The sequence below is a fragment of the Intrasporangium flavum genome (genome assembly GCF_001956915.1).
Taxonomy (GTDB): Bacteria; Actinomycetota; Actinomycetes; order Actinomycetales; family Dermatophilaceae; genus Monashia; species Monashia flava.
In genome coordinates this window covers 69,297-82,262 of sequence record NZ_MLJO01000021.1, presented here as the reverse complement: position 1 = coordinate 82,262, position 12,966 = coordinate 69,297, and the positions used below count along the sequence as shown (strand labels likewise).

At 72.3% G+C, this 12,966-nt stretch carries 11 protein-coding genes and 1 riboswitch; of the genes, 4 read left to right on the top strand and 7 right to left on the bottom strand.

Annotated features, from left to right (window positions below; translation table 11 throughout):
* Positions 1-66: 66 nt before the first annotated feature.
* Positions 67-1,761, top strand: coding sequence for a CapA family protein (locus BIV28_RS15510; RefSeq protein WP_076263314.1), 1,695 nt, complete (start codon positions 67-69; stop codon positions 1,759-1,761).
* A gap of 36 nt (positions 1,762-1,797) precedes the next feature.
* Here BIV28_RS15510 and BIV28_RS15505 read toward each other — a convergent pair whose 3' ends face one another.
* Complete coding sequence (locus BIV28_RS15505; protein WP_083707396.1) at positions 1,798-2,331, bottom strand: C40 family peptidase; 534 nt, start codon at positions 2,329-2,331, stop codon at positions 1,798-1,800.
* A 3-nt stretch (positions 2,332-2,334) separates the two neighbouring features.
* A riboswitch (cyclic di-AMP (ydaO/yuaA leader) is annotated at positions 2,335-2,471 on the bottom strand.
* A 441-nt stretch (positions 2,472-2,912) separates the two neighbouring features.
* Here BIV28_RS15505 and BIV28_RS15500 point away from each other — a divergent pair.
* The gene (locus BIV28_RS15500) at positions 2,913-3,410 is read left to right on the top strand and encodes an FBP domain-containing protein (RefSeq protein ID WP_076263312.1); all 498 of its coding nucleotides are present in this window, start codon (positions 2,913-2,915) and stop codon (positions 3,408-3,410) included.
* A 279-nt stretch (positions 3,411-3,689) separates the two neighbouring features.
* Here the strand turns inward: BIV28_RS15500 and BIV28_RS15495 are convergent, their stop codons facing one another.
* Positions 3,690-5,897, bottom strand: coding sequence for an MMPL family transporter (locus tag BIV28_RS15495; protein WP_083707408.1), 2,208 nt, complete (start codon positions 5,895-5,897; stop codon positions 3,690-3,692).
* A 70-nt stretch (positions 5,898-5,967) separates the two neighbouring features.
* On the opposite strand from BIV28_RS15495, the gene BIV28_RS15490 reads away from it, so the two are divergent.
* On the top strand, positions 5,968-6,708 hold the full coding sequence (locus tag BIV28_RS15490; RefSeq protein ID WP_076263308.1) for a TetR/AcrR family transcriptional regulator: 741 nt from the start codon (positions 5,968-5,970) through the stop codon (positions 6,706-6,708).
* A 216-nt stretch (positions 6,709-6,924) separates the two neighbouring features.
* Complete coding sequence (locus BIV28_RS15485) at positions 6,925-8,787, top strand: acyl-CoA dehydrogenase (protein ID WP_076263307.1); 1,863 nt, start codon at positions 6,925-6,927, stop codon at positions 8,785-8,787.
* 94 nt (positions 8,788-8,881) lie between these two features.
* Here the strand turns inward: BIV28_RS15485 and BIV28_RS15480 are convergent, their stop codons facing one another.
* From BIV28_RS15480 to BIV28_RS15460, 5 genes are all read right to left on the bottom strand, one after another.
* Positions 8,882-9,505 (bottom strand): CGNR zinc finger domain-containing protein, encoded by a 624-nt coding sequence (locus BIV28_RS15480; RefSeq protein WP_076263305.1) that lies wholly within the window; start codon positions 9,503-9,505, stop codon positions 8,882-8,884.
* Between the two features lie 189 nt (positions 9,506-9,694).
* Positions 9,695-10,549, bottom strand: coding sequence for a hypothetical protein (locus BIV28_RS15475; RefSeq protein WP_207556024.1), 855 nt, complete (start codon positions 10,547-10,549; stop codon positions 9,695-9,697).
* A gap of 50 nt (positions 10,550-10,599) precedes the next feature.
* On the bottom strand, positions 10,600-10,992 hold the full coding sequence (locus BIV28_RS15470; protein WP_076263302.1) for a VOC family protein: 393 nt from the start codon (positions 10,990-10,992) through the stop codon (positions 10,600-10,602).
* Complete coding sequence (locus BIV28_RS15465; protein WP_207556023.1) at positions 10,989-12,461, bottom strand: acyltransferase family protein; 1,473 nt, start codon at positions 12,459-12,461, stop codon at positions 10,989-10,991. The genes BIV28_RS15470 and BIV28_RS15465 overlap by 4 nt, the downstream gene beginning before the upstream one ends.
* 172 nt (positions 12,462-12,633) lie before the next feature.
* Positions 12,634-12,921 carry a DUF6458 family protein gene (locus BIV28_RS15460; RefSeq protein WP_076263300.1) on the bottom strand — a complete coding sequence of 96 codons (288 nt, stop codon included), beginning with the start codon at positions 12,919-12,921 and terminating at the stop codon, positions 12,634-12,636.
* Between the last annotated feature and the right edge of the window lie 45 nt (positions 12,922-12,966).

Here is a 12,966-nt window from a genome sequence, read left to right as displayed (position 1 = left end):
CGGCCCCGCGGGCGCGCGACGCGTGTTCTCCGCGGGGCCGGGCAGGTCCGCGCCTACGCTGGACGCGTGGGATGGGCAGGGGCGCTCCGCACCACGACCGCCGTCGCGTTCGTGGCAGCCCTCGCGGCCTGCTCCGGGCAGGGCCCCGCACGCCCGGCCGCTCCCGACGCCACCGCACACGGGACCGTGACCGTCGGACCGTCCCCGGCGACGCCTTCAGGGACGGGGCTGACGCCGCTCGTGCCGCCGGGCGGCACGACACCACCCGGGAGCCTCGCTCCGACGCCCTCGGACACCACCGGCCAGGATGCGGTCCCCACCTCCTTCCCGCTCGCGGTGGTCACCGGCCTGCAGAACCTCAAGGCGACGGTGACGCTCGACGAGCTGCGCGCCCTCGCAGCCCGCGGGTCGCTCGTGGTGCCGTGCGGGGTCTCGATCGAGAACCCGCCGATGACACCGCGCGGCGGGTGCACCGACGCCACCCGGATCGTCGACGTCGTGCGGGCGGCCCCGGGGCGCGTCGCCCTCCTGCCGCCCGGGCTCGTCGAGCCGGCGACGAAGGTGCTCTCGATCGCAGGTCCCGGCCCGTACGGGATGTTCGGCCCGGACCTGTTCGGCGACAAGGCCGCTCGCGCGTTGCCCTATCCCGTCTCGGGCACGGCGACGGGATCTGCGGCGCTCGACCCGCGCTGGACGAGCTACGACGCGTCGACGGTCTGGACGATGACGAACCTCGGCAGCCTGTGCTCCGACCGCGGTGCCGCGACGCAGGCCGTCGCCCGTGGTCGCGGCTGGGACTGGGTCTTCGAGGGGGGCACAGCGCGGTACGCGGGCGGTGCCGTGGTGGACCCGCCGTACGAGCGGCCCTACCGCACGGTCCAGCCCGTCGACACCGGCAACCGTGGCGCCACACCACGGGTCGTGCGCCAGTCCGACGTCGCGATCGCCGACCACGAGTGCCCGATCGTCGCCGACGGCGACTACACGCCGCAGCTCGGCACGACCACGGTCTTCAGCGTGCCGGAGGCTGTCCTGCCCCGGTGGCGCGACACGCTCGGCCTCGACGTCGTGTACCTCGCGGCGAACCACATGAGCGACAAGGGAGTTCGCGGCATCCGGTCGACCCTGCGGCTCATGGACAAGTACCGCATCCCCCGCACCGGGCTCGGGATGGACCTCGACGAGGCGCTCCGCCCGGCGTTCGTCGACGTCGCCGGCATCCGCGTCGGGTTCGTGGCCGTCAACGACGTCGCCGGCGTCGCCCGCGCCGACCGTGACACGCCCGGGGTTCCCTGGATCACCCGCGCGAACATCGTCGAGGGCGTCAAGCGGGCCCGTGCCGGAGGTGCCGACCTCGTCGTCTGCAACCCGCAGTGGTGGGGCGGCGCCGAGTACCACGACGACCTCTGGCCCTTGCAGCAGAAGCAGGTTCGCTGGTTCGCCGAGGCGGGCTGCGACCACGTCATCGGCTCGGGCACGCACGTGGCCGGACCGCTCCTGCTGGGCCGGCGTGCGGCGGGCGGGGTCGGGGTCGTCCTGTCCAGCCCGGGCAACTACCTCTTCGGCCAGGACTGGTGGCAGGAGACCCAGGAGGGGATCATCCTCGACCTCTCCTTCCGCGGCACCACGCTCGTCAACGTCCGGATGCGCCCGACGGTCATGATCCGCCAGGCGCGCCCGGCGCTCCTCGACCCGCAGGGCGACGGGAGGTACGTGCTCCAGCGCGTCCTGAAGTACTCGTCGGTCGACTACCGCCGCTGACGCGTCGGTGAGGGGACGCCGACCGACGAGCGGTCTTCAGCGGACGCGGCCAGCGACCCAGGCCGTCGTCCAGATCCGCACCAGCTTGACGTACTGGCCCGGCCGTGGCGCGTGCCAGATGAGGCCTCGGCCGGCGTAGATGCCGACGTGGTAGGCCCGACCGTAGGACATGAAGAAGACGAGGTCGCCCGGGCGGATCTGCGACTTCGAGATGCGAACCGCCCACAGGCGCTGGTTGTTCGCGGTGCGCGGGATCGAGTGGTGCAGCCGCGTCCGGTAGATGTAGTAGACGAGGCCGGAGCAGTCGTAGTACCAGGGGCCGGCTCCGCCCCAGCGGTACGGCTTGCCGCGTTGGGCCGCCGCGATGCGAACGGCCGTGAGGCCGGTGGCGGCCGAGATGGTGTACGACGCCGGCACGATGTGCGTCGGCGCCACGGTCGTCGCTCTCGAGCGCGCCTCGGTCTGGCCGGGCGGCGCCACCCCCGTCCCGACGAGGAGGGCGCCTGCGAGGAGCACCGTGAGGGCGAGCGAGGACAGGGAGGTGCGACGTGCAGGGGTTGTCGTGGACATGGGGGATCCCTTCCACGCCTACGAGGTGAGCTGTCGGGTTCGGACGGAAGTGGCCCGGCCGCAGGTGCGGCTTCACCCCGAGGACCGGCTGTGCGGCCCGGAAGTGGGTCCCCCGTTCCTGTCCGCGGTCTTGCCCGACTGCCCCACCGGCGGACAGGATTCGGCGCCCGGCGGGCCGTCCGGGGAAGACCCCGGACGATGAACACCCGTCGACGGTGACAGACGCGTGGGGCCGGGTGTGCGGTCGACCCGACCTTGGTCAACAGTTGCCAGCCCAAAGGTCGCGAACTCCGCATAAGGACAGACCGATTCGTCGCCTTTACGGCGTGTCGGCACATGGGCGACACGGCGGTCAGGTCCGGAAACTCGCTGGACTCCGGGCGGCATCCGTCGCACCATGGACGGCGCCTCGCTCTCGGATGCGGGGCATCGTGTCGTCGTGAGCGGGAGAGGCCCGCGGAGAGGTGGGTGGCCGTCATGGCCTGCTCAGCGGACCGGTTCCACCGCTGAACCCTTCCTGACCAACCCGGCCGGCCGGGCCATCCGGTCGTGCCCGCACACCGCACGACGAAGGAACCACCGTGAAACCACTGTCCGAGAACGAGATCCGCGCCTCGCTCGTCAACTGCTCGCGACGAGAGGCGAAGCAGGCGCCGATGCCCAACCGTTTCGAGTCGTTCACCGCCGACGGCTGGGAGGCCCTCGACTACCTGGGCTGGACCGACCGCAGCAACCCGCAGCGCGCGTACGTCGTCGTGCCCGTCGACGACGAGCCGATCGGCTTCATGCTCCGGGCGAGCGAGAAGAAGGGCGGCCGCAGTGCCATGTGCGCCTGGTGCGAGGACGTCTTCGCCACGGGCGACGTGTCGCTGTTCGTCGCCCGCCGCGCCGGCGCCGCCGGGCGCGAGGGCAACAGCCTCGGCACGCTCGTGCACGCCGACTTCAGCTGCTCGGCGCACGTGCGACGGCTGCCCAACGCCCTCGAGGGCGGCCTCGACCCGCACGCGCTCGTCGACCGCCGCGTCGAGGAGCTTCGGACGCGCTCCGCGGCCTTCGCGCGCCGCGTCCGGCACGGCTGAGCACCGTCGCCCCGGGCACGTCCCCGAGCTGTGGGGCGTGCCCGGAGCGCGCCGGAGTGCGGCGCAGCGTGCCAGGGCGTGACGGCGCGTCCGGTTGGACGGTCGGGGCGGGCGTCCGCTACGGTGGGCGACGCCTCGCAGGTGTAGTTCAGTAGCAGAACAGCCTTCTTCCAGAAGGAAGACGCACGTGCAATCCGTGCCGCCTGCTCCAGAAGACGAAGGGCCCGGTCTCGCGACCGGGCCCTTCGTGCGTCCGCCGCCCGACCGCGGCGCGGCGGCTCAGCCCACCGACACCGGGTCGGGACGCGGCGTCGCCCCGGGTCCCGCCGCGCCGGGCTCGCCCTGCGCCCCCGACGCATCACCCTCCTCGCGGATGCCGAACCGGGAGTACACCCGCGCCAGCGGCCCGGGCAGCCACCAGTTCGCGTCACCGAGCAGCCGCATCGTGGCCGGCACGACGACCATGCGCACGAGCAGCGCGTCGAGGACGATCGCGACGATCATCGCCACGCCGATGAGCTTGATGAAGGTGATCGACGACGCCGAGAAGAAGCCGATGACCACGAGGATGAGCAGGGCCGCCGAGGTGATGATCCGGCCCGTGCGCTGCATGCCGGCCGCCACGGCCGCGCGGTTGTCGCCGCTGCGGTCGTACTGCTCGCGGATCCGGGAGAGCAGGAACACCTCGTAGTCCATCGACAGGCCGAAGACGAGCGTCATGACGAGGATCGGCTGGGTGGCCTCGACGAAGCCCGTGGACTCGAAGCCGAGCCACGCGGACAGGTGCCCCTCCTGGAAGACCCAGGTGACGACGCCGAGGGTGGCGGCGAGCGTCGCGACGTTGAGCAGGATCGCCTTGAGCGGCATGAGCAGCGAGCCGAAGGCCAGGAAGAGGAGCAGGAACGTCGCGCCGGCCACGACGAGGCCCATGAGCGGCAGCGTCGCGCCGATCGAGTCGAGCCGGTCGATGAGCTGCGCCGTCGGGCCGGTGACGAGGGCCTGGCGGACACCGTCGGTGTGCAGCCCGCGCACCCCGGCGACGACGTCCTTGGCCTGCTGGTCGAGCGACTCCCCCTGGTAGGTCAGCGAGACGGCGGCGAGGTCACCGTCGGCCCCGACGACCTGCGCACCCGTCACGCCGTCGAGACGGCGCAGGTCGGCCAGGTAGCGGCCGAGCACGGCCTGGCCCTCGGCGGAGGCGACCGGCGCGTCGAGCGTCGCGGCGACCACGACGGGGTCGGTCGTCGTGACGCCGAAGTCCTGGGCGAGCACCTGGCTCACCTGCCGCGTCTCGGCGTCAGCCGGCAGCACCCGCTCGTCGACGCCACCGAAGCGCACGCCGAGGAAGGGGGCGGCGAGCACCGCGAGGACCGCGAGGCCCGAGGCGAGGAAGACGACCGGTCGCCGCATCACGAGCTCAGCCAGGCGCGACCAGAACCCGGTGCCGCGCTCGACGCGGTGCGACCGGCGCAGTGACCACCGGTCGACGCGGTTGCCGAGCATCGCGAGGACGGCGGGCAGCACGACGACCGCGGCCACCGCGGCGATGAGGACGGCCGCCATCCCGCCGATCCCCATGGAGCGCAGGAAGGTCTGCGGGAACAGCAGCAGCCCGGACAGGGCGACGGCGACGGTGGCCGCGGACACGGCGACGGTCCGCCCGGCGGTGGCCACGGTCCGACGCGTCGCGGCGAAGCGGTCGTGCCCGGCGGCGAGCTCCTCGCGGAAGCGCCCGACCATGAGCAGGCCGTAGTCGATGGCGAGCCCGAGACCGAGGATCGTCACGAGGTTGATCGCGAAGATGCTGACGTCGGTGAACGAGGTGACCGCCCGGATGGCGGCGAACGCGCCCACGATCGACAGGCCGCCCACGAGCAGCGGCAGCGAGGCCGCCACGACGCTGCCGAAGATGACGACGAGCAGGACGAGCAGGATCGGCATCGACATGGACTCGGCGCGACCGATGTCGGCGGCGACGCGGTCGGAGATGTCGAGGTTGGCGCCGGCCGGACCGCCGAGACGGACGCCGTAGCCCGCGTCGGTCAGCCGGCTGCGCAGCGTGTCGACGGCGGCGGCGTCCTGCGTGAGCACCTGCGGGTCGCGCAGGGTCACCGCGGCGTAGGTGGTGTGGCCGCCGGGCGCGACGAACGCGTCGCTGCGGGTGCTCCAGTACGTGTGGGTGGCCACGACGTCGGCAGCCGGCAGCGCCGCGAGGGCCGACTCGACGGTGGCTCGGTAGGCCGGGTCGGCGACCGTCCAGTGCGGGCTGTCGACGAGGACGACGAGGTCGGGCGAGGTGCGGGCGACGCGCGACTCGAGCAGGGTCGCGGCGCGGCCGCTCTCGCTGTTCGGGTCGTCGAAGCCGCCGTTGGTCAGGGAGCCGAAGACACCGAGGCCGAACGCGCCGGCGGCGACGGCGACGAGCACGGCGAGGGCGACGACGACGCGTCGGCCGTCGGTGACGACGCGACCCAAGGTCTGGAACATGTTCATCTCCGATGACTCTTGCTCGTGTTGGTGAACAACGTTAACTAGCGCGATCAACTATAGTTCTGACGTGCCGGATCCCGTCAAGACCGAATCCACCCGCCGCGAGCGGCTCTTCGCCGCCACCCAGGCCGAGCTGAGCCACGCTGCCCGCGAGCTGCTCGTGGAGGGCGGCGTCGAGGCGGTCACCGTGCGCGCGGTCGCCGAGCGGGTTGGCATGACGGCCCCGGCGATCTACCGCTACTTCGACTCGCGCGAGGCCCTCCTCGGGCGCGTCTGCGTCGACCTCTACGGCGAGCTCGGCGCCCACCTCTACGCCGCCCGCGACGAGCGGAAGGGTGCGAGCGCCGCCGAGCGGCTGTGCCACACGGCCCGCGCATTCCGGCTCTGGGCCCTGTCGCACGTCCCCGAGTTCTCGCTCCTGTTCGGCGCCCCGATCCCCGGCGTCGTCGTCGACCACGACGACAAGCACGGCTCGGCCGACGGCGGGCAGGGCTTCGCCCTCGTGTGGCTCGAGGTCTTCGCCGAGATCGACCGCGAGGGTCACGGGATGCGGTGGAACCGCCCGATCCCCAAGGGAGTCCGCGCCCAGCTCGACGAGTTTGTCCGGGGCGTGGGGCTGCCCATCGACATCAACGCCGCGATGCTCTACGTGTACTGCTGGCAGAGCCTCTACGGCGCCGTGGCCACCGAGGTGTTCGGCCACCTCAAGTGGGCCATCGACGACGCCGAGGAGCTCTTCGAGGGCCGGCTCGCCGAGCTGCTCGTCATGCTCGGCCTCGCCGACCGCGACGCCGCCGGCGCGCCGTAGCCGGAGCACCACCCCGCGCCCCACCCCGGGAAGGACCCCGCGCGACGAGGCCGTCCGGGACGCCCCTCTTGCGCTCATTACCGGTCGGTAGCATCATGGATGTGACCGGCCAGTAACTTGGTGCGCCCGCTGCCGTGCGCGTGGCGACCGAGCGACCGTCCACAGACAGCTCCAGCGACCGACGACGGTCCCAGCGACAGAACGGTGGAGGACCCCATGGGCCACTACAAGAGCAACGTGCGCGACCTCGAGTTCAACCTCTTCGAGGTCTTCGGCCGGGGCGAGGTGCTCGGCCAGGGCATCTACGGCGACCTCGACGTCGACGCCGCCAAGGACATCCTCCGCGAGGTGTCCCGCCTCGCCGAGCACGAGCTGGCCGACAGCCTCCTCGACTCCGACCGCAACCCGCCGGTGTACGACCCAGCCACCAAGAGCGTCACGATGCCGGACTCGTTCCGGAAGAGCTTCCGCGCGTACGTCGACGGCGACTGGGGCAACCTCGACGTGCCGGCCGAGCTCGGCGGCATGGTCGTGCCCGCCTCGCTGCGCTGGTCGGTGGCCGAGATGGTCTGCGGCGCGAACCCCGCGATCCACATGTACACGGCGAGCTACTCGTTCGCGAACCTCCTGTGGCACCTCGGCACCGACGACCAGAAGAAGCTGGCCAAGCACGTCGTCGACAAGGCCTGGCACACGACGATGGTCCTCACCGAGCCCGACGCCGGCTCCGACGTCGGCGCCGGCCGCACCAAGGCAGTCCAGCAGCCCGACGGCACGTGGCACATCGAGGGCGTCAAGCGCTTCATCACCAGCGCCGAGAGCGACCTCGTCGACAACGTCGTGCACTTCGTCCTCGCCCGCCCCGAGGGCGCCGGCCCCGGCACCAAAGGCCTGTCGCTGTTCATCGTCCCGAAGTTCCACGTCGACCTCGAGACCGGCGAGCTCGGCGAGCGCAACGGCGCCTACGTCACCAACGTCGAGCACAAGATGGGCCTCAAGGTCAGCACGACCTGCGAGGTGACCTTCGGCGAGAACGAGCCGGCCGTCGGCACCCTGCTCGGCGACGTCCACGACGGCATCGCCCAGATGTTCAAGGTCATCGAGAACGCCCGGATGTTCGTGGGCACCAAGGCGATCGCGACCCTCTCGACCGGCTACCTCAACGCGCTCGAGTACGCCAAGGAGCGCGTCCAGGGCGCCGACCTGACGCAGATGACCGACAAGTCGGCCCCGCGCGTCACCATCACCCACCACCCCGACGTGCGCCGCTCGCTCATGCTGCAGAAGGCCTACGCCGAGGGCCTGCGCGCGCTCGTCATCTACACGGCCAGCCAGCAGGACACCGTCAACCAGGCCCAGCAGGGCAACCCCGCCGCGGCGGTCGAGAAGGGCTCCGAGGCCGACCTCGCCAACCGCGTCAGCGACCTGCTCCTGCCGATCGTCAAGGGCCTCGGCTCCGAACGCGCGTGGGTGCTGCTCGGCACGGAGTCGCTGCAGACGCTGGGCGGTTCGGGCTTCCTGCAGGACTACCCGATCGAGCAGTACGTCCGCGACGCCAAGATCGACACCCTCTACGAGGGCACCACGGCGATCCAGGGCCTCGACTTCTTCTTCCGCAAGATCGTCCGCGACAAGGGCCAGGCCCTGCAGCACGTCGCCGGCCAGATCCAGGAGTTCGCCAAGGACCTCGGCGGCTCGCTCGACACCGAGCGTGAGCTGCTCGGCCGGGCCCTCGAGGACGTCCAGGGGATCCTCGGCCACATGATCGACACGCTCATGAAGAGCGACCCGCGCATGGGCGGCGAGGTGTCCAACCTCTACAAGGTCGGCCAGAACACGACGCGCCTGCTGCTGTCGGCGGGCGACCTCGTCGTCGGCTGGCTGTTGCTGCGCCAGGCGGAGGTCGCGCAGAAGGCGCTCGAGGCCGGCGCCTCGGGCAAGGACGCCGACTTCTACACGGGCAAGGTGGCCGCGGCCTCGTTCTACGCCAAGAACGTCCTGCCGAAGATCGCCGCCGAGCGCTCCATCGCCGAGGCCATCGACAACGACCTCATGGACGTCCCCGAGTCCGCCTTCTGACCCTCACGGTCGGGCGCCGTCGGCGTCCGATCCCGTCGAAGGAGCAGCCCGTCACCCGGACGGGCTGCTCCTTCGCTGCGTCAGGGGCGGCGCGTCAGGGGGCAGCGGGTTCCGTCGACGCGTGGCGCTCGGCGTAGGCGCGGGCCTTGGCCCGGTTGCCGCAGACGGCCATGATGCACCACCGACGCCGGCCGCTCGGGTTGAGGAAGACCCAGCCGCACGCGTCGCCGGGGCACGCCGACACGGCGACCGGGGTGTCCGCGGTGAGCAGGTCGGCGGCACTCAGCGCGGCCGCGTACAGCGGTTCGTGCAGGCCCGCGTCACGGGTGAACACCCAGCGGGTGGCGCCTGCCGTGCGTTCGAGCGCCTGGCACTGACGCGCTTCTGCCGCAAGGCTGCCCACGCGTCCGAGCGCCGCGGGGCCGGCCCCGCCCAGGACGAGGTCGTGCACGTCGGTGCGCAGCCGGTGCACCTCGCGCAGGATGGCGCGCGCCCGGCTCGGGTGTGCGGCGGCTGCGCGGCGCAGGCGCACCGTGGCCACCTCGTCGACGAGGCCGACCTCGCGGGCCCAGACGGCCAGGTCGTCGTAGGAGGTGAGGTACTCGCCGCGGCGGGCGGTCGGCAGGTCCCAGCCGGCGCTCGTGTTGCACAGCTCGAGGGCCGGGTGCCCGGCGACCTGCGTCGGCAGCTCCCGGTCGTCGACGACGTACTTGAACACGACGGCAGTGTGACGCGTCGGGGCTCGGTGTGCCAACCAGTCTCACCGGTTCGACCGGTTAAGGCCGTTTCTCCGGTCAGGTGAGCACCTCCACCAGCGGTGCGCGGTTGCTCTGCGCGTGCGCACCGCGTGACGCATCGCTGGCGCAAACCCGTACTCCCGAGGCGGACCCGCACCCGTCACCCGAATTCAGGAGGACGCGATGTGCAAGCGTCCCCATCTACGGCGGGCTCGGGGTGGCCGCCAGTCCGGCTGGGCTGCGACGAGCCGGTCCGCTGCGTCGTGGTCGACCGACAGGAACCGCGTGTCGAGCACCCGCTGCCCACCCCGGTCCTCGAACCCCAGGATCCCGAGCGCCGGGTGCTCGAGGTCGGTGACGACGCTCCGGGCCCCGTGCCACGAGGCGGAGTGGGCGGCGAGCCGGCAGAGGTCGAGCGTCACCGAACCCGGGGTCCCCGGCGTGGTGACGCACTCCTCGAGCAGGGCTGTGTCGGCGTCGAGGCGCACGACGACGGCGTGGCCCACGTACGGCGCTCCGCTGACGTCGTCGACGTGGGCGAGATGCCACGAGAGCAACGTCCCGTCCCGGCGTCGCGACGTGGCCACCGACGCGTCGAGCCCGTCGCGCCGGACGAACGGGACCGCGTTCCACCCGACGTCAGCTCCTGGTCGCACCGTCTGCACGTAGCAGCGCCGGTCGCTCGGCACGTCGGGCGACGTCAGCTCGATGAAGCCGTCCCGCTCGTGACGACGGGCCCGTGCCACGAGACCCGTGCCCAGCTCCTCGTCGAGCAGCAGGACGGCCTGTCCCGCCCAGTCGTCGGCACCGTCGAACGGCGCGTACGCGCTGCCCGGGTCCAGGGCGAAGCCGAGGTCGTACGGGTAGCCCATCCAGCGGAAGCGCACGAGCACGTCGTCGGCCCGGGCGACGACGTCGACGACGAGGGTGTCGTCGTGCTCGACCTCTCGTCGGCGCGAGCCTGGCGGCAGCACCCGACGCATCGCCTCGGCGAGCGCGCCCATCGGCAGGTCAGCCCCGTCCATGTCGCCACTGTGCCAGCAGGGGTTCCCCGGCCGCCCGTGGTTTGTCCGGACTAGAAGGCCTCGCCCCGACGCCAGGCCATCTCCTGCAGCTCGAGGGTGTTGCCGTCGGGGTCGGCGAAGCTCGCGCCCCGGACGCCGCCGCCGAAGTCGTGGACCTCGCTCACCTCGACGCCGCGCCGGACCAGCTCGGCGCGGGCCGCGTCGACGTCCTCGACGACGAGGTGCAGGCCGCGGATGCTGCCGGGCTCGCCCCGGTACACGTCGAGGCCGGTGCCGAAGCCGATCGAGCACGCGGAGCCCTCCGGCGTCGCCTGGACGACCCGGACGCCGTCGGCGGGCTGCACGTCGACGTCCTTGGTGAAGCCGAGCGTGTCGACGTAGAAGGCGATGGCGCGGTCGACGTCCGACACGGGCAGCGGAACCAGCTCGAGCTTGAGCCTCATCGGGGTCGTCCTTCCGTCGGGAGGTCGTCGTCCGTGCGATCGTGCCACACGCGTCGGCGACGCGCGCTTTCCCTGGGCCGGGTGGCGGCCAGCAGGCCTGTGCCGCAGAGCAGCACGCCGAACGCGACGGCCGGCGTGACGTCGCCGACGAGGAAGAAGACCGCACGGTTGCCGAGGATGTCGACGCCGACGATCGAGACCATGAGGATGCCGAAGAACGTGACGAGGGCGGCCACCGCGGCGAGCGGGTCGGGCCACCGGCGCGTCTCGACCGGCCCGGTGGCGGCCGCTCCGGCCGACCGCGGACCGCGGTCGAACCGCACGAAGACGAGGACCAGCACGGAGGTCACGGCGCCCAGCACGACGAAGAGCACCGGACGCGTCAGCCACCAGGACACTGTGGCGACCGCGGGCTGGGTGACGCCGAGGGCCCGGAGCGCGAGGAGCGTGACCATGAGGGCCGTGAGGTGCCAGAGGAACGCCGTCATCGCGAAGGGGCTCGCGAGCACGACCCCCTTCCACACCCGGGGCCGAGCCAGGACCCGGTCGGCGAGCGGGTGGAGCGCGGCCGCGACCCCGCAGATGCCGACGCCCTGCGCGAGGAGGGCGACGGTCGGCGGCGCCATGTTCGACACGGCCTCCCCGGGCAGGCCGACCATCGACACCGGGTAGGGCCCGAGCCCGACGAGCAGGGCCATCGTCGCGTAGCCGCCCACGGCCATCAGGGCACCGATGCGTGGTGTGAGCAGCCCGTCGCGCCAGAGGAACCCGAGCTGGTGCAGGGCCAACCACACGAGGGCGAACTGGAGGTTGCCGACGAGCTCCGGGCCGCCTCCGAAGCGCACGGCGTCGACGACGCACGCCGCCGCGACGAGGGTGAGGACCACCCACACGCCGAACCGCAGGTGCAGCCGCCGCATGAGCGGCGCGAAGGCGCAGGCCCCGAGGTAGATGCCGACGAACCACAGCAGCTGCGGCACGAGGACGAGCGCGTCGCGGGCGAGCCGGGCCCGGTCGGAGGAGCCGGACGTGAGGCCGGAGAGGTGTGCCACGACGCCAAGACCGACCCAGGCGACGAGGAACGCGGCCGTCGGCCGCAGCAGGCGCGTCGCGCGGGACCGCACGAAGGCGGCGTACCGGCCCCGCGGCGAGGGCCATCGGCGGTCGAGCGACTCGAGGGCGTGCGCGTGGGCCACGCCACCGACGAGGAAGAACAGCGGCATGACCTGGAGCACCCACGTGAGCGGTTGCAGGGCCGGCACCGCGACGAGCGCGTTGGAGATGTGGCCGTCGGCCGTGATGTCGACCATGAGCCAGTGCCCGAGGACGACGACGAGGAGCGACCCGGCGCGCAGCATGTCGGCCCAGCGGTCGCGCCCGGGGTGTGTCGCCGCGTCGATCTCCGCGGCGGTGCGCCCGCGCGAGCGTGGCTCCGGGCCGCGCGAAGGCCGCGGCGAGGTCGTCGTCACCTCTTCATGACAGCACGACCGGCGACCCGAGCGGATGGGTTCAGGTGCTCAGGTCGCCGGTCGTGTGCGGTGCCGGACGTGGGAGGGAGGTCCGGCGGGTGGACGCGTCGTCGGGGGGCGGCAACGGCGTCCGTGGGTGGTTCGGGTGGGCCCAGCGAGTGGACCCCAGCGGTCAGTACGCGTCGTCGCGGTGCTCGACCCGGCGCTCGACGACGTCACCGTCGCGGCGCTCGACGACGTCCGGCCCACCTCGTCGCTCCTGGACGACGGTGTGCTGGGTGCGGGTGCGCTGGGCGTTCATGATGAGCCCGAGGATGATCGCGAGGGCCCCAGCCACCATGAGGATGATGCCGATGGTGTTGCCGGTGCTGCTGCTGAGGTTGAGGACGTTCGAGTCGAGGTTGGTGAAGTAGAAGATCGCACCGACCACGAGAAGGAAGATCCCGAGTCCGATACCCATGTGCTCTCCTTGTTCGGGGCGTGCCCTCCTGACGCGCCTCTCCCC

Excerpts from the sequence above, each read along its gene's own strand:
- BIV28_RS15485 (WP_076263307.1), top strand. The coding sequence starts at position 6,925 with ATGGGCCACTACAAGAGCAACGTGCGCGACCTCGAGTTCAACCTCTTC.
- BIV28_RS15505 (WP_083707396.1), bottom strand. The coding sequence starts at position 2,331 with ATGTCCACGACAACCCCTGCACGTCGCACCTCCCTGTCCTCGCTCGCC.
- BIV28_RS15475 (WP_207556024.1), bottom strand. The coding sequence starts at position 10,549 with ATGGACGGGGCTGACCTGCCGATGGGCGCGCTCGCCGAGGCGATGCGT.
- BIV28_RS15470 (WP_076263302.1), bottom strand. The coding sequence starts at position 10,992 with ATGAGGCTCAAGCTCGAGCTGGTTCCGCTGCCCGTGTCGGACGTCGAC.
- BIV28_RS15460 (WP_076263300.1), bottom strand. The coding sequence starts at position 12,921 with ATGGGTATCGGACTCGGGATCTTCCTTCTCGTGGTCGGTGCGATCTTC.
- BIV28_RS15495 (WP_083707408.1), bottom strand. The coding sequence starts at position 5,897 with ATGTTCCAGACCTTGGGTCGCGTCGTCACCGACGGCCGACGCGTCGTC.